The following is a 23,175-nucleotide window of genomic DNA, read 5'->3' on the forward strand; positions in this document are numbered from 1 at the left end:
GGCACTACCCACCACGAGAAGGACCCATGACCTCCACGACCTCCACGACCACCGCGATCCGCCTCGCCGGCCGGGCCTCCCACCTCCCGCCGTCCGCGACGGCGGCCTTGGACGCACGCGCCAAGCAGCTCATCGCGGACGGGGTGGACGTCATCAACCTCACCAGTGGAGAACCCGCCTTCCCCACGGTCGAGCCGGCCGCCCGGGCCGCGCTCGCGGCGATCGCCGAGGACTTCACCAAGTACACGCCGGCCGCCGGAATCCCCGCACTCCGCACGGCCGTCGCCGCCTACCTGAACCGGCACCACACCCGGTACGAATCCGGCGACGTGGTGATCACCGCCGGCGCCAAACAGGCGCTGCACCATGCCTTCACCGTGCTGCTGGAACCGGGCGACGAGGTGCTCGTCCCCGCTCCGTACTGGGTGAGCTACCCGCACATGGTGACGCTCGTCGGCGGCGTACCGGTCGAGGTGCGCCCGACGCCCGGCTCCGGCCTGAAGATCACGCCGGAGCTGGTCCGCCGCGCCATCACCCCGAACACCCGTGTACTGCTGCTGAACAGCCCCGCGAACCCCTCCGGAGTGGTCTACACGCACGACGAGCTGGCCGCCCTCGCGGCCGTGGCCGCGGAGCACGACCTGACCGTCATCAGCGACGAGATCTGCGACCACTGGGTGTACGGAACCAGCTTCACCAGCGTCGCGTCCCTGGGGCCCGACGTGGCCGCCCGTACGCTCACCATCGGCGGCATGTCCAAGACGTTCGCCATGACGGGCTGGCGCATCGGCTGGATCGCCGCCCCCGCCCACGTGGCGAAGGCCGTCGCCGCCGTCCAGAGCCACACCGCCTCGGCACCGTCGTCCGTGTCGCAGCGCGCGGCCCTCGGGGCGCTCACCGCCGACCTGGACGAGGAACTGAGCCGCCGCAGAACGGCCCTGGACGAACGCCGCCAGGCGGTCCTCCAGAGGCTCGACAAGGTGCCCGGCGTGCGCGTGGACGGCGACGCCCGGGGCGCGTTCTTCGTCTTCGCGGACGTGTCCGGTACGTACGGGCTCACGGCGGGCGACCGCACCATCGGATCGGCCGCGGACTTCGCGGAGCTCCTCCTCGCCCGAGCCGACGTCGCCGTAGTCCCCGGCACCGACTTCGCGGCCCCCGACCACGTCCGCATCTCCTACACGGTCCCCCCGGACCGCCTGGCCGTCGCCCTCGACCGCCTCTCCCACTTCGTGACCGACCTGACCGTCCCGGGGCCGTGACCGCCATGAGGCGCCGCCACCGACCAGAAACCGCCCCTGACCAGCAAAAAGACCCTCCCGAAGGAGGGTCTTCATCTGTGCGCCCCCGGCAGGACTCGAACCTGCGGCCAAGTGCTTAGAAGGCACCTGCTCTATCCACTGAGCTACGGGGGCCGGGTGGTGGCCTGGTGGCCTGGAACCCTCTGTGGGAGGGGTGTGGCCTTGCCGGGTCAAGGATAGGGCTCTGAATGCCTTGGCCTGGCTGCTTCACCTGCGTGGCACGATGTGGAGGTTCGGTGAAGCGGAACGATAATCGCAGGCAGGTGCGATTCCCGCAGCGCTTTTCGCGCCACTTGGCCCGGGTGTTGTGCACTCGTTATGCCTGAGGCTCGCGTCATCAGTCGTTCTGTCGGCGCGCAGGACCCCTATACGCTTCAAAAAGGCTCCAAAATTGGGCATTCTTCGCATGTGGTGACCTTGGACGAACGGCCTCAGCTCATCGACGCACTCTCCGCCCTGCGCGACTGTGTCGCCGCCGTGCGTCTACCCCTCCCCCTCCCAGGCGCCTCACGCGCCCGTCAGGCCCGATCCGAGCTGCTCGCCCAGCTCGACGACTACCTGGTCCCCCGGCTCAAGGACCCCGACGCCCCGCTCCTCGCCGTCGTCGGCGGATCCACCGGAGCAGGGAAGTCCACGCTGGTCAACTCTCTTGTGGGACGGCGTGTCAGCGAGGCCGGGGTCCTTCGGCCCACCACGCGGACGCCCGTGCTCGTCTGCCACCCCGACGACCACCACTGGTTCGCCGGTATGCGCGTCCTGCCCCAGCTCACCCGGATCTGGCTGCCCCACCGGGACTACCAGGACTACCAGAGCCACCAGGAACACCAGAACGACCAGGGCCGCCAGGACGACGACCACGCCGACGAGCCCCCCGAGGACAACGCGCTCCGCGTCGAGACCTCCACCGCCCTCGCCCCCGGACTCGCCCTGCTCGACGCCCCCGACATCGACTCCCTCGTCGTCGAGAACCGTCTGCTCGCCGCCGAGTTGATGTGCGCCGCCGACATCTGGGTCATGGTCACGACCGCCTCGCGGTACGCCGACGCCATCCCGTGGCACCTGCTCCGTACCGCCAAGGAGTACGACGTCACCCTCGTCACCGTCCTCGACCGCGTCCCCCACCAGGTCATCGGCGAGGTCTCCCGCCAGTACGAGGCCCTGCTCCACAAGGCCGGGCTCGGGGACGTGCCCCGGTTCACCATCCCCGAGCTGCCCGAGTCGGCCGGCGGCGGCAGCGGGCTGCTGCCCGACACCGCCGTCGCCGCGCTGCGCGCCTGGCTCGCCCACCGCGCCCTGGACCCCGCCGCCCGCCAGCAGGCCGTCGGCCGCACCGCGACCGGCGTCATCGACTCCCTCGACACCCGGATGCCCGAGCTCGCCGCGGCGGTCGCCGCCCAGTACGCCGCCGCCGTCCGGCTCGGCGGCGCGGTCGAGGCGGCGTACGAGGAGCAGGGCGAGCGCGTCCGGCAGCAGCTGGGCCGCGGGGCCGTGCTCGCCGGTGACGCCCGTACCCGCTGGCGCGGCTACCCCCGCGACAGCACCGCCGGCGAACTCCTCGACGCCCTCGTCGAATCCCTCGCCGCCCTCCTGCAGTGCGCGGCCGCGGCCGCCGACGAGCGGGTACGGGACTCCTGGCGCCGCGAACCCGCCGCCGCGGCCCTCCTCGCCGCGCGGGGAGGCCCCGACCCGGAGGCGAACGAACGGATCGAACTGGCGGTACGGCGCTGGCGGCGCGTCCTCGAAGAACTGGCCGAGGACGAGGTACGCGGCAGCGACCGCATCGCGCCCGCCCGCACCGCCGCCCCCGAGCCCGAGACCGTCGCCGCCCTGCTCGCAGCCGCCCTCCTCGGCGGCCGCCGCACCCGCAGCGCCGGCGAACGGCTCGCCGAACTCCTCGGCGCCCAGAGCGCCCTCCGCCTGCGCGACAAGGGAGGCGACCTTCTCCTGACGTACCTCGACGACGTCCTGCACGGCGAGCGCGACCGCTGCCTCGCCCCCCTCGACGCCCTCGACGTGACCCCCGAGCCGCAGGCGGAGCTGATCGCCGCGCTCTCCGTACTGCAGAAGGAGAAGTGAGGACCGGTGAGCAGCAGCACGAGCAGCCAGGTGACGGAGCCGGGCGCGAACGACTCGGCGAACGGGCGCTGGGACGACGGCCTGATCGCGCGCAGAGCCGCCGACCGGGCGGGCGGAAAGCCTCAGGACGGCCAGGAGGGTCAGGGCGGACCTTCCTCCGCCCGGGCGGGCACGACGACCGCGGAGGAGGACGGCCTCCCCGCCCTGGGCGGGCAGTACGGCGGCTCCCTGCGCTACCGCCTCGACGCGCTCCACGAGCTCGTCGGCCTCTCCCGTACGCGCGTCGAGAGCGAGACGCTCGCCGAGGCCGGGCGCGTACTCGACGAGGCCGCCGCCCGCCAGCGGCTCTCCGCCCGTCACACCGTCGTCGCCATCGCCGGCGCCACCGGCAGCGGCAAGTCGACCCTCTTCAACGCCCTCGCCGGCGTCCCCATCTCCGAGACCGGCCTGCGCCGCCCCACCACCTCCGCCCCCATCGCGCTCAGCTGGTCCGAGGGCTCCGCCGGACTCCTCGACCGCCTCGCCATCCCCGGCCGGCTGCGCCGCCGGCCGCTGGCGGGCGGCGCGGCCGACGAGGACCTGCAGGGACTCGTCCTGATCGACCTGCCCGACCACGACTCGGCCGTCACCGCCCACCGCGACCAGGTCGACCGGATCCTCGCCCTCGTCGACGCCGTGATCTGGGTCGTGGACCCCGAGAAGTACGCCGACGCCGCGCTCCACGAGCGCTATCTGCGGCCGCTGGCCGGCCACGCCGAGGTCACCTTCGTCGTCCTCAACCAGATCGACCGGCTGGGCGCCGAGGCCGCCGATCTCGTCCTGGACGATCTGCGCCGGCTCCTCGACGAGGACGGCGTGGCCCTGGGCGAACACGGCGAACCCGGCGCCACGGTCCTGGCCCTCTCCGCCCTCACCGGCGAGGGCGTCGGCGAACTGCGCGAACTGCTCGGCCGGTTCGTCCAGGAGCGGACCGCGCCCGCGCTCCGGCTGTCGGCCGACGTCGACGCGGCGGCGGCCCGGCTCCGCCCGGTGTACGTCGCCGACGGCCAGACCGGCCTCGGCGAGCGGGCGAGGGAGGCCTTCGCGGCCCGGCTCGCGGTCGCCGTGGGCGCCACGGCGGCCGGCGAGGCCGCCGAACGCGTCTGGCGCCGGGGCGCCATCCGCGCCTGCGGCACCCCCTGGCTACGCCTCTACCGCTGGTACGAGCGGATCCGCGAGCACGGCTCCACCGACCCGCGCCTGCAGGCTCCGGCCGAGGACGAACTGACCGCCCGGCAGCGGGTGGAGCAGGCGGTACGGCTCGTCGCCGACGACGCCTCGCGCGGGCTTCCGGCCCCGTGGGCGCAGGCGGTGCGCGAGGCGGCGGCGCGCGGGGCCGAGGGGCTGCCCGAGGCGCTCGACGAGCTGACGCTGACCATGGGGGACCCGGCCGCCCGGCCGCCGCGGCCCGCCTGGTGGCCGGCCGCCGTCCTCGCGCAGGTCCTGATGACGCTCCTGCAGTTCTTCGGCGCGCTGTGGCTGGTCGGCCAGATCGTCGGCGTGGTCGAGCCGGGGCTGCTGCCGCCGGTCCTGATCATGATCGGCGGCATCGTGGGCGGCCCGCTGGTGGAGTGGGCCTGCGCGGCCGCGGTGAAGGGGCCGGCGCGACGGTACGGACAGGAGGCGGAGCGCAGGCTGCGGGAGGCGGCGGCCGCCTGCGGCCGGGCGCGGGTGCTCGATCCGATCTCGGCGGAGCTGATGCGGTACCGCGAGGTGCGCGAGCAGTACGTGACGGTGTCCGGGACCCGCTCGGGCGCGCGGGTCACGCGGCTGGGCGGCGGCGGTGGCGGTGTGCGGTGGGGCGGTACGAGGCGGGGCGCGCGGATGAGGTGAGGGCTCGGGGCTCTCTGCCGCACTCGTTCGGGTGACGAGGTTTTCCCCAAGCGGCCGGTTGTCCACAGCCGTCGGCGCGTTTCGGCGGCCCGGTCCAGCATGGAGTCGAGCGAAGGCCGAAGGGCCGTCCGGGCAAGGGTCCGGGCAAGGGTCCGGGCAAGGGGGGAGAGTCATGAACGACACGATGGTGACGCTGGTGGGGAATGTCGCGACGAGCGTCGAGTACCGGGACACGGCGACGGGCGGGGTGGCCAGGTTCCGGTTCGCGGTGACGGCGCGCCGCTGGGACCGGGAGCGCGGTACCTGGGTCGACGGACACACCAGTTTCTACACGGTGTTCGCCTGGCGGGCGCTCGGGGCCAACCTCGCGGCCTCGGTCTCGGTCGGCGAACCCCTGGTGGTGCACGGCCGGTTGAAGGTGCGCGAGGAGGAGCGCGAGGGACAGGGGCAGGGGCAGGGGCAGGGGCAGGGGCTGCGCAAGACGTTCGTGGACATCGACGCGCTGGCGGTGGGACACGACCTCACCCGCGGGACGGCGGCTTTCCGGCGGGTGGTGAAGGGGGAGCCTCGGGTGACGGAACGCCAGGAGAACGGCGCCGCGGGCCCGAACCGCGACCCGTGGGACACCGATCCGGCAGCGAGGCCGGAGGATTCCGGGCCCGCGTCCTCCCTCACGCCGGGCGGGGTGACGGAGACGGTGCAGGTCCTGGAGCCCGTGCTCTGACCTGGAGTTGTGGGGATTTGTCGATACCGCGGCCGACTCTTCTCCCCGAAACGGGCGCCAGGGATAACGATTTCGAGTCGGAATGGTTATCAGACCGTATGAAGGGGCACTCGGTGCTTCCCCATCCCTAGGATTCCCGCGTACTCATGGGGAACTTGAGTCGGTGCGAGTCACTCGCGCGACTCGAGTCACGTGAGTCAACTGGGTCAGTGAGACTGCTGGCGAAGCGCTCCCCCCACGTGTCCTGACCAAAGACACGGAGCAGCTCGCCCGGAGGGGAAATTCATGTTTTCTGTTCGGAGGCGCGGCGCTGCCCGCCTTGCCGCCGCGACCGTGGTCTCTGGCCTCGTCGCAGCGGGTGCCATAGCCATCGCGGGTCCCGCGGCGGCCGACGAAGGTCTGCAGGGCACGGGCGGCGCGACCGCCACGCTGGGCAAGCTCACCGTCTTCGACACGGTCAAGATCAAGGGCAAGGGCGAGTACGCCGCCGGCCTGTTCGAGATGCAGGTCACGCCCGGCGGCACGCTCCAGACCTACTGCATCGACCTCTACACCGAGGCCTTGAAGGGCCAGGAGTACAAGGAGGTCGGCTGGGACCAGTCCTCCCTGCACAACAACGAGGACGCCGGCAAGATCCGCTGGATCCTGCAGAACTCCTACCCGCAGGTGAACGACCTCGCCGCCCTCGCCAAGAAGGCCGGCGCGAAGAACCTCACCGAGAAGACCGCCGCCGCCGCCACCCAGGCCGCGATCTGGCACTTCTCGGACGACGCGGACGCGATGCCGGTCGACGAGGACGCCCAGGCCCTCACCAAGTACCTCGAGGAGAAGGCGGTGAACCTGGAGGAGCCGAAGGCCTCCCTCAGCCTCTCCCCGTCCTCCGTCGCCGGTAAGTCCGGCGAGCGCCTCGGCCCGGTCACGGTGAACACGAACGCCGCCTCGGCCGCCGTCTCGCTCGCCCCGGGCGCCCCCGAGGGCGTCAAGCTGGTCGACAAGGACGGCAAGGTCGTCACCAACGTCGCCAACGGCGGCCAGGTCTACTTCGACGTTCCGGCCGGCGCCGCCGACGGTTCCGCCGAGCTGACCGTCCAGGCCGACACCACCGTGCCGATCGGCCGCGCCTTCGTCGCCACCAAGGTCAAGAGCCAGACCCTGATCCTGGCCGGCACCAGCACTTCCACGGTCAACGCCAAGGCGTCGGCGAGCTGGGCCAAGAAGGGCGCGATCCCGGCCGTCACGGCGGAGAAGAACTGCGCCAAGGGCGGCCTGGACATCACGGCCTCCAACGAGGGTGACGAGGACTTCGCCTTCGAGCTCAAGGGCATGAAGTACACGATCGCCGCCGGTGAGTCCAAGACCGTGACGGTCCCGCTCGCCGAGGACGAGGCGTACGACTTCACGATCACCGGCCCGAACGGCTTCGAGAAGACCTTCAAGGGCGTCCTCGACTGCAAGACGGCCACCCCGGGCCCGCTCCCGTCGGAGACCCCGTCGACCGGGCCCTCCCCGTCCACCACGGCCCCCGCGGCCACCGCGGGCGGCTCCACCACCGGCTCCACGACCGGCTCCACCACGGGCGGCGGCGACCTCGCCGAGACCGGCAGCTCCAACGCCACCCCGATGATCGCCGGCATCGCCCTGGCTCTCGTGGCCCTCGGCGGCGGCGCGGTCTTCCTCCTCCGCAAGAAGAAGGCGGCCGGCCAGTAACACAGATCAGATAATGAACGGCGAGTGACATGGGGTGACCCACTGTCACGACGACCCCGGTACGCGTCCCCGCGTACCGGGGTCGCCGCCGTTCCCGGGGAAGTACGGGTTTCCGTCGCGGGGTGGACGTCAGGCAAGATGGGGTGTATCTGCCCACTCACTCTTTGCCGGACGGTTTCTCTTGGCTGAGTACATCTACACGATGCGCAAGACGCGCAAGGCGCACGGCGACAAGGTCATCCTCGATGACGTGACGCTGAGCTTCCTGCCCGGTGCGAAGATCGGTGTGGTCGGCCCGAACGGTGCCGGTAAGTCCACCGTCCTCAAGATCATGGCCGGCCTCGAGCAGCCGTCCAACGGTGACGCCTTCCTGTCGCCCGGCTACAGCGTCGGCATCCTCATGCAGGAGCCGAAGCTGGACGAGGCCAAGACGGTTCTGGAGAACGTCCAGGACGGCGCGGCCGAGATCATGGGCAAGCTCAAGCGCTTCAACGAGGTCGCCGAGCTCATGGCGACCGACTACTCGGACGCGCTGATGGACGAGATGGGCAAGCTTCAGGAGGACCTGGACCACGCCAACGCCTGGGACCTCGACGCGCAGCTGGAGCAGGCCATGGACGCGCTGGGCTGCCCGCCCGGCGACTGGCCGGTCACCAACCTCTCCGGTGGCGAGAAGCGCCGCGTCGCGCTCTGCAAGCTGCTGATCGAGGCCCCGGACCTGCTCCTCCTCGACGAGCCCACCAACCACCTCGACGCCGAGTCGGTGAACTGGCTGGAGCAGCACCTCTCGAAGTACACGGGCGCTGTCGTCGCCGTCACGCACGACCGGTACTTCCTGAACAACGTCGCCGAGTGGATCCTCGAGCTCGACCGCGGCCGCGCGATCCCCTACGAGGGCAACTACTCCACGTACCTGGAGAAGAAGGCCACCCGTCTCAAGGTCGAGGGCCGCAAGGACGAGAAGCGCGCCAAGCGCCTCAAGGAAGAGCTGGAGTGGGTCCGCTCCAACGCCAAGGGCCGTCAGACGAAGTCCAAGGCGCGCCTCGCCCGTTACGAGGAGATGGCGGCCGAGGCCGACAAGATGCGGAAGCTGGACTTCGAGGAGATCCAGATCCCGCCGGGCCCGCGTCTGGGTTCCGTCGTCGTCGAGGTCAACAACCTCTCCAAGGCGTTCGGCGACAAGGTCCTCGTCGACGACCTGTCCTTCACCCTGCCCCGTAACGGCATCGTCGGCATCATCGGCCCGAACGGTGCCGGCAAGACCACGCTGTTCAAGATGATCCAGGGTCTTGAGGCCCCGGACTCGGGTTCGGTCAAGATCGGCGAAACCGTCAAGATCAGCTACGTCGACCAGACCCGCGCCAACATCGACCCCAAGAAGACGCTCTGGGCCGTCGTCTCGGACGAGCTGGACTACATCAACGTCGGCCAGGTCGAGATGCCGTCGCGCGCGTACGTCAGCGCCTTCGGCTTCAAGGGGCCGGACCAGCAGAAGCCCGCCGGTGTCCTCTCCGGTGGTGAGCGCAACCGCCTGAACCTGGCGCTCACGCTCAAGGAGGGCGGCAACCTGCTGCTCCTCGACGAGCCCACCAACGACCTCGACGTCGAGACGCTGTCCTCGCTGGAGAACGCGCTCCTCGAGTTCCCCGGCGCGGCCGTGGTCATCTCCCACGACCGTTGGTTCCTGGACCGGGTGGCCACGCACATCCTGGCGTACGAGGGCGACTCGAAGTGGTACTGGTTCGAGGGCAACTTCGAGTCCTACGAGAAGAACAAGATCGAGCGGCTCGGCCCGGACGCGGCCCGTCCGCACCGCGCCACGTACAAGAAGCTGACCCGAGGCTGAGCGTGCGCCACATCTACCGCTGTCCCCTGCGCTGGTCGGACATGGACGCCTTCGGGCACGTCAACAACGTCGTCTTCCTCCGCTATCTGGAGGAGGCGCGGATCGACTTCATGTTCCGGCTGGCGCCGGGAAACGGCTCGCCGTCGTTCTCGGGCGGGTCCGTCGTGGCCCGGCACGAGATCGACTACGTACGGCCGCTGGTGCACCGGCACGAGCCGGTCACCATCGAGTCGTGGGTCACGAAGATAGGCGCGGCGTCGCTGACGATCGCGTACGAGATCAAGGACCCGGACGTCACGTACGTACGGGCCTCGACGATCGTCGTGCCCTTCGACATGGAGGCACAGCGCCCGCGGCGGATCAGCGCCGAGGAGCGGGCCTTCCTCCAGGAGTACGTCGACGACGGGATGACGTCAGCCGCATGATCGCGCCGCTGCACTTCGCCGACGCCAGGGAGGCGGCGGACCTCGCCGCCTTCCTGACCCGGCTGATCCACTACGACCGGGCCGCCGCCGTCCGCCTGCAGGCGGGAGGCGGCGCGCTCGCCGTGTTCGGGCGGCCCCCGTCGTTCGAGGTGCTGGCCGTCCGTACGGCGCGGCTGGTCGACGACGTACGGCTGGACGTCACGGTGTCGGCCGGCGAGCTCCTGGAGGGCATCGAGGAGTCGGCCGGCAAGGCCGTCGTCCCCGACACCGTCACCGGCCCGCCCTGGGCCGGCGTGCTGCCGCCGCGGGGCGGCTGGGAGCCGGTCGAGGGAGTGCCCGGCGCGCGGGAGCTGCGGGGCGCGGTCGCCGCGGCGGTCGCCGAATTCCGCTCCCGCGACGAGGAGTTGCCGCAGGAGCGGCGCACGCGCGCGGAGCGGGACCGGCTCGGCCGCGAGATCTGGTCGCGCACGGTCGCCGGTACGGACCTTCCGCTCCGGGCCGTCCACGCGGCCCAGTCCCTCGGCTTCCTGCCCCCGTACGACATCCCCGTGGCCCTGTTCGCCTCGGGCCCCTGGCTCCGGCTCCGCACCCCGTACGGATCGATCGCCCTGCGTACGGCCCCGATGTCCCTGACGGTCACGCCGGGCGCTCCTCGCTGACCGTCCGCCGCCCGCGCGCCGCGCCCGCCGTGGCCAGCGCCAGGAGGGGCAGAGCCAGCAGCGCCGGCCGCCACGGCGAACTGGAACCCTCCACCGCCGGGGCCACCCGGCGCTCCGCGTCGTAGGCGACCCGCACCTCCCCGCCCTCGGGCGCGACCCGCCGGTCCTCCGCCCCGAGAGACGACGGATAGCCGCCGGGACAGCGCAACGTGTGGTGATACAGCGTCTTCTCCGCCCCGCCCTCGCCGACCGACTTCCGGAGCTCCTCCCGGATCTTCGTCACCACACAGGTGGCGGTCTCCCCGCGGGAGGCGGCCTGGTCCGCCACGGCCACCGTCAGCAGAAGCCCACCGATCAGGGCGAGCGCCCCGAAGAATCCGGTGTTGCCGTCGACCAGCAGGAAGTACGTCACGCCCGCGCCCAGGACCAGGGCTCCGCCGACCGAGACCGCGACCGTGGTGGACGGCGACGAAGGCCCTCCGAAACACCAGGCCGCCCAGGCGTACAGCAGCGCCGCGGCGCCCCCCGGGACGGCCGCGACCAGCCGCCCCGCCGAGCCCTGCGAAGGCGGCTGGGACGGCGACTGCGACAGCGACTCGGACGACCCTGACGGTTGTGACGGTGACCGTGATGACATGGACACACCCCCTGCCAGGAAGGACGCCCTCGCCCCCCGCCAGGTTCCTGGTCGCCGCGCCTCAGCGCTCCTTGTCGTCCGGCCACACCCCGATGTGGTCCTGCTCCAGTTCCAGCATCACGCGGTGCTCCATCCCCAGCGCCTCGGTGTACTCCGCCGGGAGCTGCAGCCGGCCCGCCCGGTCCAGCATCGCGTACTCGCGGGCCACCAGGGACTCCTGCCCCTCCTCGTCGACCTCCGTGCGGCGCAGGACCTCCGAGGATGTGCGGCCGTCCCGGATGGCGACCGTGCGGCGGACCTCGGAGGCCACCGCCTGGTCGTGGGTGACGATCACGATCGTCGTGCCCAGCTCCTCGTTGGCCCGGCGGAAGGCCGCGAAGACCTGCTCGCCCGTCGCCGAGTCCAGTTCGCCGGTCGGCTCGTCCGCCAGCAGCACCGACGGGTTGTTGGCCAGCGCGACCGCGATCGCGACCCGCTGCTGCTGACCGCCGGACATCTGGTGCGGCCGCCGGTCCCGGCAGTCCGCGACGTCCAGCATCGTCAGCAGCTCCTCCGCCCGCGCCGCCTTCTTCGCACGGCCCGTCCGGCCGCCCCGCAACTGCATGGGCAGGGCCACATTCTGGGCGGCCGTCAGGTACGGCAGGAGGTTCCGCGCCGTCTGCTGCCAGACGAAGCCCACCACGTCCCGCCGGTACCGCAGCCGCGCCTTCGCGTCCATGGCCAGCAGGTCGCGGCCCGCCACCTTCGCCGCGCCCGCCGTCGGCACGTCGAGGCCCGCCAGGATGTTCATCAGCGTCGACTTGCCGCTGCCCGACGCCCCGACCAGGGCCATCAACTCGCCCTGCGCCACCAGCAGATCGAGGCCCTGGAGCGCCTGGACCTCCACCCCGTCCGTGGTGAAGATCCGTACCAGCCGGTCGCAGGCGATCAAGGCGTCGTGGCCGTACGAGGGCCGGTCACGCCGCGCCGCCGCCCGCCGCTCCAGCTCACCGAGGGACGTCTGAGCGGAGTGGGCGGAGTGGGGGGTCCCAGAGGCCTCAGCGGCCTCAGAGGTGTCGGTCGTCGTCATCGTGCGTCTCCTGCCCTGAGTTCCTTGATCGAGCCCCTGCGCCCCGACCACCACGCCTGAACGGCCGCCGCCGCCCCCGCCAGGGCCACCACGCCCACGGCCGGCAGCCCCAGCGACCACGGATCGGCCCGCAGCGGCGCGCCGCCGAGTGCGTCGAGCCCCGGCGTCCCCGGCGTCGCCGGCAGGGCCAGCCGGACCAGATCCACGCCCGGCGCCAGCAGCAGGATCGTCGCCCAGCCGACGAGGGTCCCGCCGACCGCGGCGAGCAGCGCCTGCGGCATCGCCTCAAGGCCGAGGAGCCGCCGCCCCTGCCGCCGGGTCAGGCCCATCGTCCGCAGCCGGGCGAGCAGCGTGGCCCGTTCCGGCGAGGTCTGGAGGAGCGACAGGAGGACGGCGAGCACCGCGTAGCCGGCGCCCGCGCCGATCGCGGCCAGGTAGATCCGCTCGGCGCCCGACTGCATCGGCGAGTCCACGTACGCGGCGCGCCGTTCGGTGCGCAGCGCCACCGAGAAGTCCGGGGCCGTCGCCGCCACCGCCCTCCGCAGCGCGCCCCCGTCCAGCGACGGGCCCGAGGCCAGCAGCGCGGTGTCCGCCCGGTCGGTCAGGTCCGCGCCGTTGACCAGCAGGAAGTCGGAGCCGGGGAGCGCGGGGGTGGCGGCGCGGACCGCCACGATCCGTACCTTGAAGGTGCCTGCCGCCGCCACGACCGCCTGCGGCTCGGTGCCCAGCCGCGCCGCGACCCGGGGCGAGGCGATGGCCGGAAGGACCCGGTCCGGGTCGATCCGGCCGCCCGTTCCCGTTCCGGTGGACTTCAGGAGCGTGGCGGGGAAGGGGCCGAAGCCGGTGCGGCGGGCGATCCGCTCGTACGACTCCGGCTCCACCCCGATCAGCGGCACGGTGCGCCGCTCCGGCGCACGGCCCGTGCCGACCGGCAGCGGGGTCCCGTACTCGACCTGGAACGTGGTCACGTCCCGTACCCCCGCCGTCCCGCTCACCGCCCGTGCCAGGCCGGCCGGCAGCGGCGACCCCTCGGCGTTCCCCACGACCCGCGCGTCCGCGCCGATCTCCAGGAGCGCCGCCCGGTCGCGCGCGTCGGCGACCCCGGCGAGCACCGAGCCGCCGAACGCGGCCGTCGTCAGCGCCACCAGGAGGGCGAGCAGCGGCAGCGTGCCGGTCGCCGAGGACCGCCCGGCCCGGGCGAGCGCCAGATGGCCGACCGCGCCGCGCAGCCTGCGGGCCGGCCGGGCCGCCCACCGCAGCGGCAGCGGATACAGCCGTACGAGAACCAGCGCGGCGATCAGCGCCACCAGCACCGGCGCCGCGCTGACCAGGTGGTCCCCGCCATCGGTCGTGCCCCGCCGGCGCAGTGCGACGACCGCGCCGACGGCCAGGGCGAGCTGGGTGAGTTCGGCGACCGTACGGCCCTTGGAGGGGCGGGCGCCGACGACGTCCTCGCGCCCGCCGTGCGTGAGCGGCCCGCGGTGCAGGAACAGCGCGCGCAGCGGCAGCACCGATACGGCGAGGAGCGCGACCGCTCCCGCCCCCAGCAGGGCGGGCAGCAAGCGGGCGCCGGGCAGCGCGAGGGTCGCGAGCAGCAGACCCAGGCCGGCCGCCGGCAGCGCCAGGACGCTCGTCTCGCCGAGCAGCCGGACGCCGATGCCGGCGAGCGAGCCGCCGCGGGACCGCAACAGCGCCAGTTCGGCGGCGCGCCGCGCGGCGAACAGGCCGCCGGTCATCGCGAGCACGACGGCGGCGACCGCGCCGATGCCGAAGGCGGCGACGGCGACGACCGGCGCGATGGCCGCGCGCAGGGAGCGGTAGGCGCCCGCGAGTGCGTCGAGGCCGGTGGAGACCGCGCCGGACGGGCCGATCGCCTCGCGGACCTTCACGAGGTCGGGGCCGCTGGAGAGCGAGGCGACCGCCGTGCTCAGCCGGGGCTCGTCCGGCGCGGTGAGATGGCCGGTGGCGGGGGCGAGCTGCCAGTACAGCTCCGGGTCGCCGGTGCCCGACAGGAGCACCGGGCCGCCGGCGGGCGCGAGCAGCAGCGCGGCCTGCCAGTAGAACCGCGTGCCGTCGCCGCTGGGTTTCAGCGTGTACGCGGGGGTGCGCAGCAGCGGTTCGACGGACCAGTAGCCGCCCTGCGGGCGCACCGGTTCGACGATGCCGGTGATGCTCACGGCGAGGGGCGTCGAGGAGAACCGGGCCGGTACGTGCACCACCGAACCGACCTTCAGCCGCAGCGACTTCGCCGTCTCGGCGGTGACGGCGGCCTCGCTGGTCCCCTTGACCGTGTCGGCCTTCACGGGCAGCCGCCCCTCCCGTACCGTCGCGTGCTCGGCGAGCCCGGACGGTGCGGCCAGGGTGAACTCCGGCGGCAGCTTGGACGGCTGGGGCAGCCACGGGTCGAGCCCGATGACCCGCTGGGTGGTCCGTACGCCGTGCACCGACTCCTGCTGGTCGACGCGCAGCGGATCCGGCAGCAGCTTCTCCAGCGCCGCCCGGTCCCTCGCCAGCCGCTCGGGTCCCATGCCGGCCTCGCGGGCCTCCCGGGCGAGGCTGGGCGGCGGGGGAGGGGTGGTGATGTCGAGGACGGTGAAGCGGGGCGGGGCGGTGGCGAGGTCGTGCCGCAGGCCCTCCGTCTCGTACACGTCGACGGCCCGGGGGAGCGCGGCGCCGAGGAACGCGGTGACCAGTACGAGGAGCGCGAAGGCCCAGGCCGCCCCCGGCGCGGTCCGCAGCCGGGTCCGGACCCAGGGAGCCACGGCGCGGACGGGCTTGGCGGGCATGGCGGTCGCCTTCCTCGGTGGGTTCGCCGGTGGTTTTCCTGTCGCCTTCTTCGGCTGGTTCTTCGGCGGGTTCGCCGGTGGTTCTTCTGTCGCCTTCGTCGGTGGGTTCGCCGGTGTACGCAGGGGTCGCTTCAGCGGTCCGCGCATCAGTGGTCCCCCTGGTGGCGCAGCGTCACGGCCGGGTCGGTGCGGCGGAGCGCGATCACGGCCACGATCAGCAGCGGCAGCGCGGCCACCCCGGCGAGCAGCAGGGCGACGTGCCCGGGCGGGAGTTCGACCAGGACGCGAGGGACGGGCCGGGCCGCCTGACCGGTCAGGACGACCAGCGGCACGACGGCCCGGGTCAACACGGCGCCGAGCGCCACGCCGACCAGCAGACCGATGCCGACCAGCAGGCCCTGCTCGGCGGCGATCAGCCGGGCCAGCTGGCGGCGCGGCGCGCCGAGCGCCCGCAACACCCCGAACTCGGCGGACCGTTCCCGCGTGGAGCCGGCCGCGCTGACCGCGAAGCCGACCGCCGCGAGCGCCGCCGCGGCGGCCGCCACCGCCATCAACGCGGCGTTGGGGCCCGCGCCGAGCGGGTCCCCGAGCAGTTCGGCGGCGGCCTCGTCCCGGACGAGCACCTGCGCCGGGTCGGCGTCCGGCCTGGCCCGCAGCGTCCGTGCGACGTCGTCGGCGCTCCCGGGCGCGGTGGTGAGCCACCACTCGGTGGGCGCCAGGGTCCCGCCGCTGTCGGAGGGATGGGATAGGAGGAACTGGTTGACCGCGCGCAGGTCGACCAGGAGGGCGCCTCCGTCGCCGCGCCCGCCCCCGTCGTCGGGCGCGGCGACGGGGGTGGTCGCGGACACGGCATGTGCGCCGGACCCGGTGGTGGGCCCGGTGGTGGGCAGCTCGCGGACGGTATCCACGATCGTCACGGGGACCTCGAGCCCGCCGAACGAGGCCTCGACGCGGTCGCCCTTCTTCGCCCCGGCCGCCGCGAGGAACGCGTCGGTCGCCACCCCGCGCAGGGTCACGGGCGGGGCGGGGCGTGGGGCGGTGACCCGCAGACCGTAGCCCTCCGCCGCCGCCCCCGGGGGCACCGTGCCGGCCGAGAAGCCGACGGTGTACGGCGTCGTGGGGGTGGAGCGACCGGTCAGCGGGACGGCGTCGAGCCGCTCGCCGTGCGTGGTCCGCTGGTAGCCGGTCGTCCAGGCGGCGAAGGCGCGCCCACTGTCGATCGGTCGCTCCGTGCCGTCCTGGCGGAGGGAGACGAGCCGGTCGACGGTGAAAGTCTGCCGCCCGCCTTCGCCGGTCTCGTGGAGCTGGCCGTCGAGCTCGACACCGGTCAGGCTGAGCGGCCCGTCCGAGGCACCGCCGCCCCGGAGGCGGAGGCTGAGCCGGTGCGGCTTCCCGTCCGAGGGGAGTGGCCCGAGGAGTTGGCGGTACGGAATGCCGTACCGGTCCTCCAGTACGACCGTCACCTGGGCCGTCGGCGTGCCGGCCGGCGCCGTGCGCCGCAGGTCGAGTCCCACGCCCGCGCTTCCGGAGGGCAGCGGGATGCCTGGTGGCGGAGCGGACGCGGGCGCGGGCGTGGGCGCGAGGGACGTCAGCAGCGACGGGCCCGGGCGGTCGGCGAGGTCCTCGCGGAGGAGGAAGCCGTCGGCGGCGTGGCGGGTGTCCAGGGCGAGGACGGTCGCGGTCCGGTTGTCGGCGAGGTCCATCGTGCCGCGGTGCGCGGGGGACGCCGAGCGGACGCCGGGCAGAGCGGTGTACCGGCCGGCCTGGGCCGGGTCGGCCGAGCCGCCGGTGAGGACCCGTACCGCCGTTCCCGTACGGAAGTCGGCCTGGTCCTCCTGCGAACGGCTCCAGGAGGCGCTCTGTCCCACGGCGAGCATGCCCATGGCGACCGCGAGAACCAGCAGCAGCACCGGACCGGCCCCGCGCAGCGGCCGACGGCTGAACTGCCAGCCCGCGAGCGCGGCCGGCAGCCCGCGCCCGCCGGCGGCACGCCGCTCGGCGAGCCGGGCCGTGGGCGGCAGCAGCCGCAGCGTCAGTACGGTGCCGGCGAGCAGGGCGAGCGCGGGGGCGGCCACGAGGAGGGGGTCGATGCCGAGGTCGCCCGCGCGGTCCCCGCTGAGCGCACCTCCGCCTCCGCCGCCGCCGTCCGCGCTGCCGCCGCCCGCGCCGCCGCCCCCGCCCCCCGACGCCCCGGTCTGCCGGTCGAGTTGCCAGTACGCGACGGCGGCGAGGACGAGGAGACCGACGTCCGCGCCGGCCCTGACCGGCGCGGGCAGCGCGCCCGTCCGCCCCTTCCGCAGGGTCACGGCGCCGCCGTCACCCGTGCTCAGCGCCGGGGCCACGACGGCGGCCGCGCAGCACACGGCGACGAGCCCCGCGACCAGCCAGACCCGGCCGAGCGGGATGTCGTCGAGCCGTACGCCGAGCGAGCGCAGCGAGGACCGGTCGGCGAGCAGCCGGGTCAGCGGTCCGGCGAGCAGCGGCGCGAGCACGGCCGCGGGCAGCGCCAGCAGCAGCGCCTCGACGGCGGCGAGGGAGGCGATCCGGCGCCGCGAACCGCCACGGGCCCGCAGCAGTTCGGTCTCCCCCGACCGTTCGGAGCTGAGCAGCCGGGCGACGAGCAGCAGGGCGTACGCGGCGAGCAGCACCAGCTGCACGGCCACGATCATCAGCGTGGACCGGGAGACGAGCAGGGCGCGTTCGGTCTGCTCCAGGACCGTCGGCAGCGCGGTCCGCGCGCTCGCCAGGGAGCCGAAGGCGGCGGTGTCGGCGGCGAGCTCCCGCGGCACCCGTGTCGCCGAGGCGCGCAGGGCGTCCATCCGGTCGATGGTGACGCCGGTGAAGTCGGCGGTGGCCAGCCAGGAGGTATCGCCCGAGGTCACCTGCCCGGAGCCGAGGACGGCCGGGTCGGCGAGGAGCGGACCGTACGTCGTGAAGACGACGGTCCGCACCCCGCGCCCGCCGGCCGGGTCGAGCTGCCAGTACGGGTCGGCGAGGTCGGCGGGCCGGTAGACGCCGGTGATCCGCGCCCGCACCGGCTTCCCGCCGGCCCGGTCGGTCAGATCGAGGACGGTCCCCGGCCGGACGCGCAGCCGCTTGGCGGCCTCTTCCGGTACGGCGACCTCGACGGTCTTCGCGGTGGCGGTGGCGGCTGGGGAGGAGGCGGGGGCGGGGGCGGGGGTGCTGGTCCCGGCGCCGGCCGCGCGCGCTGTCGGCCAGGCGCCCTCGACGAGGGCGAGACGCGAGCGGTCGAGCGCGGCGACATGGGTGAGGTCGGGCTCCCCGAGGCGCGCGGCCGGGTCCTGAAGACCGCGTGGCAGCGCGTACGGACCCGAGCGCTCCAGCTTCCGCACGCTCACCGGCAGGCCGTCGAAGGCCTGCCGCGCGCCCTCCCGGGCGGCGGCGTCGGCGCTCTCCCGCCGCTCCACCGGGACCTGCGCGCCGACCACCAGCGCGGCGGCGGGCGCGGCACGGCCCCGCAGGGTGCCCCGCAGCGCCGCGTCACCGATGGAGCCGGAGAAGGCGGCGAGGGCGGCGAGCACGGAGGTCGTCAGCAGGACGGCGAGCAGCGCCGCGGCCAGCAGCAGCCGGTGTGCCCTGACACGCAGAAGTACGAACCCCGTCACCCATCCCCCAGAACCACCAAGCGCCCACCGAACGTTCGTCGGATGCTTTCAGAGGGCACAGGCCCTGGAAACCGCTTGCAGGGGGCCTTGACTGGATCGTGACCGTTATCCGGGACCACGGCTCCGGAATGCGTTACTCCGGAATGCGTTACTCCGGAATGCGTTACTCCGGCGTGGGCTACTCCGGAGTGCGCTACTCCGCGGTGTTCACCATCGACGCCGCCGCGTACGTCAGGTAGTTCCACAGCTCGCGCTCGTGCTCGGGAGCGAGGGCCAGCTCGTCCACGGCGTCCCGCATATGGCGCAGCCAGGCGTCGTGGGCGGCCTTGTCGACGGTGAACGGCGCGTGGCGCATGCGCAGGCGGGGGTGGCCGCGGTGGTCGCTGTAGGTGCGGGGGCCGCCCCAGTACTGCATCAGGAAGAGCACAAGACGCTCCTCCGCCGGGCCGAGGTCCTCCTCGGGGTACATCGGGCGCAGCAGGGGGTCCTCCGCGACTCCCTGGTAGAAGCGGCGGACGAGCCGCCGGAAGGTCTCCTCGCCACCCACCTGCTCGTAGAAGGTCTGCTCCTGAAGCGTGCCGCGCGGAATCTCGTTCACCGTTCCATCGTCTCAGATGACCCGGCCGAGGACCGGAGGTCTAGGACCACAGGCCCGGAAACCCGCCGACCCCGAGACCCCGGCACCGAGAACTCGGACGCCCGGGACCACTCGCCTCCCTCACCGCCGCGCAGGAGAGTGGAGGCATGGGCGGACACGTGGACGACTTCGCCGAGGAGGCCGCGCGGGCGCGCCAGGACCTCGTGCGGCAGATCGAGGCGGACGGCGCGCTGCGCGACCCGGCCTGGCACGCGGCCTTCTCCGAGGTGCCCCGCCACCTCTTCGTCCCCTACTTCTACGTCTCCGGGGTCGGCGGCTACGAACGGCTCTGGTCCGGCCACTCCGACCCCGCCCGCCGCGCCCGCTGGCTGCGCGGGGTCTACCGGGACGAGCCGCTGGCCACCCGCGTACGGGACGGGGAGCTGGTCTCCTCCTCCAGCCAGCCGTCCCTCATGGCCGAGATGCTGGAGGCGCTGGACGTACGGGACGGCCAGGACGTCCTGGAGATCGGCGCCGGCACCGGTTACAACGCCGCTCTGCTCAGCCATCGGCTCGGCGCCGAGCACGTCACCACCGTCGATCTGGACGAGGAGATCACCGAGTCCGCCCGTGCCCATCTCGCCGCCGCCGGGTACAAGCCCACCGTGATCACCGGCGACGGTGCCCGCGGCTGCCCGGAGCGCGCGCCCTTCGACCGGATCATCGCCACCTGCACCCTGCCGTCGATCCCGTACGCCTGGCTCGCCCAGTGCCGCCGCGACGCCCTCGTCCTGACTCCGCTGTCCACCGGGCTCGTGCGGCTGCGGGTGCGCGACGCGGGCCACGCGGAGGGGCGGTTCCTGCCCACCCCGGCGTACTTCGTCGCCCTGCGCGGCGGTAACGCCCACTTCCCGCGCCCACGGCCGATGGGGCTGCCCCGGCCGGCGTACGAGGACGACCGGTTCAGGTTCCTGTTCACGCTGGCCGCGGAGAGCCTGGACGCGCGCGAAGCGCTCGCGCTCTGGCAGCGCGAGGGGCGGCCGGAGCGTGAGCGCTTCGGGGTGACGGTGAGCGACGGGCGGCAGTGGGCCTGGCTGGACGACCCCGAGGGGCCGTACGCCTGGCCACTGCCGAGCGGCTGAACCGCCGATCTGTTGTGCGGTGTCCGCTATCCGCGACGGATCGTGATCGTCGTCCACGCGCCGACGTGCACCCGGTCGCCGTCCTGCAGGGCAACGGGCACGTACGGCTGGATCGGCTCCTCGGCGCCGTTGATCGTGGTGCCGTTGGTGGAGTTCTGGTCCACCACCGCCCACGACCCGTCCGGCTGCTGCACCAGCACGGCGTGCTGGTGCGAGACGCCCGGGTCCTCCGGCGGCACGGACAGATCGATGTCGGGCGACTCGCCGGTGGAGTGCCGGCGGCGGCCGATGCTGACCTGGTTGCCCTGGAGCGGCAGGTGCTGCTCGGGGGAGTACGCGGGCAGGTTCAGACCCGTCGCCTCGGGACCGCTGCGCTGCATCATCGCGAGGAAGTACTCGCGGTCCGGGCCGATGAAGGCCGACCAGCCCATGGGCGCCTGCGGCTGCTGGGGCTGTTGCTGCTGCGGCGGCTGGTACTGCTGCTGCTGGGGCTGCTGCTGTGGCGCCTGCGGAGCTTGCGGGCGCTGGGGCTGGGGCTGGGGCTGCGAAGGCGGCGGCAGCATCCAGTCGTCGTCCGCGCGGGCGGGCGCCTGCGGCTGATGCTGCTGGGGCTGCTGCTGGTGCTGCTGCTGTGGCGGTGCCTGCGGCGGGCCCTGGAGGAACGAGGGCGGCGGAGGCGGCGGCCCCTGCGGGAACCCCTGCGCCTGCTGAGGCGGCGGTCCCTGCTGCGTCGGCGGGCGCTGCGGCGGCGCCTGGTGGTGCGTGGGGTCGGCGGACAGCGGCTCCGCCGGCCGGTTCATCTGCGAGGGCCGCGAGGCCTGGTACTCGTACGGATCCGGCTGCTGCTGCGGCTGCTGCGGCTGCTGTGGCGGGGGCGGCGGGGGCGACTGGAACCCCGGCGGCAGGTTGAGCCCGGGCGGCGGGCTCTGCTGCGCGGACGGCGGGGCCACCGGCGCGTACGAGGTCGCCGTGTTCGTCCGGAAGTTCCAGCGGCACTCCTCGCAGAACGGGGCCATGGCCTCGCGCGGGGTGCGGCACTGCGGGCAGAGCTCCGCCTGGGAGGTCGCGTTCGGGTCGTAGCCGCCGGGGGCGGGGCCGGACCCGGCCGGGCCGGGATATCCGTACGCGGGCGGCGGCGGAGGCGGAGGCGGCGGTACGGCACCCGCCGGCGCACCCGCCCCGGCCATGCGATGGCCGCAGACCTCGCACCAGTCGTCGGAGACCGACTGGTGTCCGTTCGGGCAGGTCGGCATGTCGGTGCTTCCCCCTCTCGTCGTCCGGCTCCCTGGCCGGCGGGCTACTTCTTGACGCGAACGGTCTTGGTGGAGCGGGTCTCGAGAGTCATCTCGTCCGCGTCCGCGACCTTCGCCTTCAACCGCACAGTACCCGTCGCCGCGTCGACGACGTCCACCACCTTCGAAAGCAGTTTCGCGGTGTCCGCGTTGCCGGAGGCCGCCGCCAGCTGCACCGCGCGGCCCAGTTTGGCGGTCGCTCCGTCGTGGTCACCGGCCTTGCGGGCGTCCAGTCCCTGCTGGATGACCTGGGCCAGTTCGGCCTGGCCGGTGTAGTGGGCGACCTGCGGATTGATCGAGGTGGACATCGCCATGTCGTCCGTCCACACCGCCCGCACCAAGCCCTGGCCGAGCGTGGTCGGGGCGCTTCCCGCCGGGTCCGGGACGATCAGCGAGACCCGGGCGGCGAGCATCTCCTGGCCGATCCCGGCCTGCGGGACCCGGACGCAGACGTGGTAGTCGCGGGACTCATCGCCCCACGAGCCGGTCGGATAGTCCCCGGCGCGCGGGCCCGCCTCGGTGCGGCGCCCGGTCAGGTCCTCCACCGTCGGCGCCACCTGCTTCACGAAGACGATCTCGACCCCGACCGGCGTCCACAGGCGCAGCGCGACATCCGCCACCTCCTTGCCCATGGCGTTCTCCATCATCGTGGTGAAGTCCGCGGCCAGGCCCGTCGGATCGGCCACGATGTCCGCCGTGCCGAGCAGCGCGGAGGCGATGCCGGTGACCTCCTTGACCTCCCAGTCCGTACCGACACCGCGCGCGTCACAGGTGAAACGGCCCGCGCAGGCGTCCAGCGCGGCCCGCAGGTCCTCGGGCGACTCGTGCTCGTTGCGGCCGTCGGTGAGCAGGATGCCGTGCCGGATCGACACCTCGGCGGAGCCGAGGAGCCGGTCGGCGAGCCGCAGCCAGGTGCCGATCGCCGTACCGCCGCCCGCGGTCAGCCGGCGCAGCGCGTCCTTGGCCTGGCCGCGGGTCGCGGGGCCGGCGACGGCGAGCCGGCCGTTGCCGGGGAAGACCTCGGCGGCCACGTGCGTACCGGCGACCACGGCGAAGGAGGTGCCGTCGCGCAGGGCGTCGATGGCCGCCGCCGTGGCCTCCCGGGCGCCCCGCATCTTGGTCGGCGGGTACTCCATCGAGCCGGAGCAGTCGACCATGATCACCACGGCGGCGTCGCTGCCGCCGGTCCCGGTCCCGTGCCCGTGGCCGTGGCCGGGCTCCGTGAGCGCCGCGCCGCCGGTGGTGCCGCCGCCGGTCGAGGTGACCGTGACGATGGCGCTGACCTCACGGCCGCCCTCCGGCAGGTACTCGTTCTGGTACACGTCCACCGAGAACTGCGGCACGTTCGACTTGGAGAAGTTCGCCATCTGATTCGGCTCCTCGACAACAACAACGGCGTGTACGGGACGGCGTGTACGGGACGGCGTGTACGGGAC

General features: G+C 73.6%; 16 protein-coding genes and 1 tRNA gene. 9 read left to right on the top strand and 8 right to left on the bottom strand.

Annotation, left to right across the window (positions count from 1 at the left end):
* The first annotated feature begins 26 nt into the window (after positions 1–26).
* The gene (locus ACF06X_RS01605) at positions 27–1,262 is read left to right on the top strand and encodes a pyridoxal phosphate-dependent aminotransferase (protein WP_392285158.1); all 1,236 of its coding nucleotides are present in this window, start codon (positions 27–29) and stop codon (positions 1,260–1,262) included.
* 80 nt (positions 1,263–1,342) lie between these two features.
* On the opposite strand, the gene ACF06X_RS01610 is transcribed toward ACF06X_RS01605, so the two are convergent.
* Positions 1,343–1,415 (bottom strand) — tRNA-Arg (locus ACF06X_RS01610).
* A gap of 303 nt (positions 1,416–1,718) precedes the next feature.
* Here ACF06X_RS01610 and ACF06X_RS01615 point away from each other — a divergent pair.
* The 7 genes from ACF06X_RS01615 to ACF06X_RS01645 all read left to right on the top strand — a co-directional run bounded on the left by ACF06X_RS01615 (position 1,719) and on the right by ACF06X_RS01645 (position 10,610).
* Positions 1,719–3,377, top strand: coding sequence for a dynamin family protein (locus tag ACF06X_RS01615; RefSeq protein WP_392285159.1), 1,659 nt, complete (start codon positions 1,719–1,721; stop codon positions 3,375–3,377).
* A 204-nt stretch (positions 3,378–3,581) separates the two neighbouring features.
* Positions 3,582–5,249, top strand: a complete 1,668-nt coding sequence (locus ACF06X_RS01620; protein ID WP_392285936.1) for a GTPase — start codon at positions 3,582–3,584, stop codon at positions 5,247–5,249.
* A 172-nt stretch (positions 5,250–5,421) separates the two neighbouring features.
* Complete coding sequence (locus ACF06X_RS01625) at positions 5,422–5,973, top strand: single-stranded DNA-binding protein (protein WP_392285160.1); 552 nt, start codon at positions 5,422–5,424, stop codon at positions 5,971–5,973.
* Positions 5,974–6,258: 285 nt separating this feature from the next.
* Complete coding sequence (locus ACF06X_RS01630; protein WP_392285161.1) at positions 6,259–7,680, top strand: Cys-Gln thioester bond-forming surface protein; 1,422 nt, start codon at positions 6,259–6,261, stop codon at positions 7,678–7,680.
* A 181-nt stretch (positions 7,681–7,861) separates the two neighbouring features.
* Positions 7,862–9,526, top strand: a complete 1,665-nt coding sequence (gene ettA, locus ACF06X_RS01635; protein WP_392285162.1) for an energy-dependent translational throttle protein EttA — start codon at positions 7,862–7,864, stop codon at positions 9,524–9,526.
* A gap of 2 nt (positions 9,527–9,528) precedes the next feature.
* On the top strand, positions 9,529–9,951 hold the full coding sequence (locus ACF06X_RS01640) for an acyl-CoA thioesterase (RefSeq protein WP_392285163.1): 423 nt from the start codon (positions 9,529–9,531) through the stop codon (positions 9,949–9,951).
* Positions 9,948–10,610, top strand: coding sequence for a hypothetical protein (locus ACF06X_RS01645; RefSeq protein WP_392285164.1), 663 nt, complete (start codon positions 9,948–9,950; stop codon positions 10,608–10,610). Before ACF06X_RS01640 ends, ACF06X_RS01645 begins: the two co-directional genes overlap by 4 nt.
* Here ACF06X_RS01645 and ACF06X_RS01650 read toward each other — a convergent pair.
* The 5 genes from ACF06X_RS01650 to ACF06X_RS01670 form a co-directional block, all read right to left on the bottom strand.
* Positions 10,588–11,247, bottom strand: coding sequence for a hypothetical protein (locus tag ACF06X_RS01650; RefSeq protein ID WP_392285165.1), 660 nt, complete (start codon positions 11,245–11,247; stop codon positions 10,588–10,590). The two genes, ACF06X_RS01645 and ACF06X_RS01650, sit on opposite strands and share 23 nt — an antisense overlap.
* 61 nt (positions 11,248–11,308) lie before the next feature.
* Positions 11,309–12,316, bottom strand: a complete 1,008-nt coding sequence (locus tag ACF06X_RS01655) for an ABC transporter ATP-binding protein (RefSeq protein ID WP_392285166.1) — start codon at positions 12,314–12,316, stop codon at positions 11,309–11,311.
* Positions 12,313–15,102: an ABC transporter permease gene (locus ACF06X_RS01660; RefSeq protein ID WP_392285167.1), complete on the bottom strand. Its 2,790-nt coding sequence runs from the start codon at positions 15,100–15,102 to the stop codon at positions 12,313–12,315. The genes ACF06X_RS01655 and ACF06X_RS01660 overlap by 4 nt, the downstream gene beginning before the upstream one ends.
* 146 nt (positions 15,103–15,248) lie before the next feature.
* A complete protein-coding gene (locus tag ACF06X_RS01665; protein ID WP_392285168.1) occupies positions 15,249–18,728 on the bottom strand; it encodes an FtsX-like permease family protein in 3,480 nt (1,159 codons plus the stop codon).
* A 193-nt stretch (positions 18,729–18,921) separates the two neighbouring features.
* A complete protein-coding gene (locus ACF06X_RS01670; RefSeq protein WP_392285169.1) occupies positions 18,922–19,326 on the bottom strand; it encodes a globin in 405 nt (134 codons plus the stop codon).
* A gap of 146 nt (positions 19,327–19,472) precedes the next feature.
* On the opposite strand from ACF06X_RS01670, the gene ACF06X_RS01675 reads away from it, so the two are divergent.
* A complete protein-coding gene (locus ACF06X_RS01675; RefSeq protein WP_392285170.1) occupies positions 19,473–20,447 on the top strand; it encodes a methyltransferase domain-containing protein in 975 nt (324 codons plus the stop codon).
* 26 nt (positions 20,448–20,473) lie between these two features.
* On the opposite strand, the gene ACF06X_RS01680 is transcribed toward ACF06X_RS01675, so the two are convergent.
* A complete protein-coding gene (locus tag ACF06X_RS01680) occupies positions 20,474–21,700 on the bottom strand; it encodes an FHA domain-containing protein (protein ID WP_392285171.1) in 1,227 nt (408 codons plus the stop codon).
* Positions 21,701–21,744: 44 nt separating this feature from the next.
* A complete protein-coding gene (locus ACF06X_RS01685; RefSeq protein WP_392285172.1) occupies positions 21,745–23,106 on the bottom strand; it encodes a VWA domain-containing protein in 1,362 nt (453 codons plus the stop codon).
* Positions 23,107–23,175 lie beyond the last annotated feature (69 nt).

This window comes from Streptomyces sp. NPDC015346, assembly GCF_043078785.1.
Taxonomy (GTDB): domain Bacteria; phylum Actinomycetota; class Actinomycetes; order Streptomycetales; family Streptomycetaceae; genus Streptomyces.

Coding starts and splice junctions, on each gene's coding strand:
- ACF06X_RS01605 (WP_392285158.1), top strand. CDS start 27: ATGACCTCCACGACCTCCACGACCACCGCGATCCGCCTCGCCGGCCGG.
- ACF06X_RS01625 (WP_392285160.1), top strand. CDS start 5,422: ATGAACGACACGATGGTGACGCTGGTGGGGAATGTCGCGACGAGCGTC.
- ACF06X_RS01630 (WP_392285161.1), top strand. CDS start 6,259: ATGTTTTCTGTTCGGAGGCGCGGCGCTGCCCGCCTTGCCGCCGCGACC.
- ACF06X_RS01645 (WP_392285164.1), top strand. CDS start 9,948: ATGATCGCGCCGCTGCACTTCGCCGACGCCAGGGAGGCGGCGGACCTC.
- ACF06X_RS01650 (WP_392285165.1), bottom strand. CDS start 11,247: ATGTCATCACGGTCACCGTCACAACCGTCAGGGTCGTCCGAGTCGCTG.
- ACF06X_RS01655 (WP_392285166.1), bottom strand. CDS start 12,316: ATGACGACGACCGACACCTCTGAGGCCGCTGAGGCCTCTGGGACCCCC.
- ACF06X_RS01660 (WP_392285167.1), bottom strand. CDS start 15,102: ATGCCCGCCAAGCCCGTCCGCGCCGTGGCTCCCTGGGTCCGGACCCGG.
- ACF06X_RS01675 (WP_392285170.1), top strand. CDS start 19,473: ATGGGCGGACACGTGGACGACTTCGCCGAGGAGGCCGCGCGGGCGCGC.
- ACF06X_RS01680 (WP_392285171.1), bottom strand. CDS start 21,700: ATGCCGACCTGCCCGAACGGACACCAGTCGGTCTCCGACGACTGGTGC.
- ACF06X_RS01685 (WP_392285172.1), bottom strand. CDS start 23,106: ATGGCGAACTTCTCCAAGTCGAACGTGCCGCAGTTCTCGGTGGACGTG.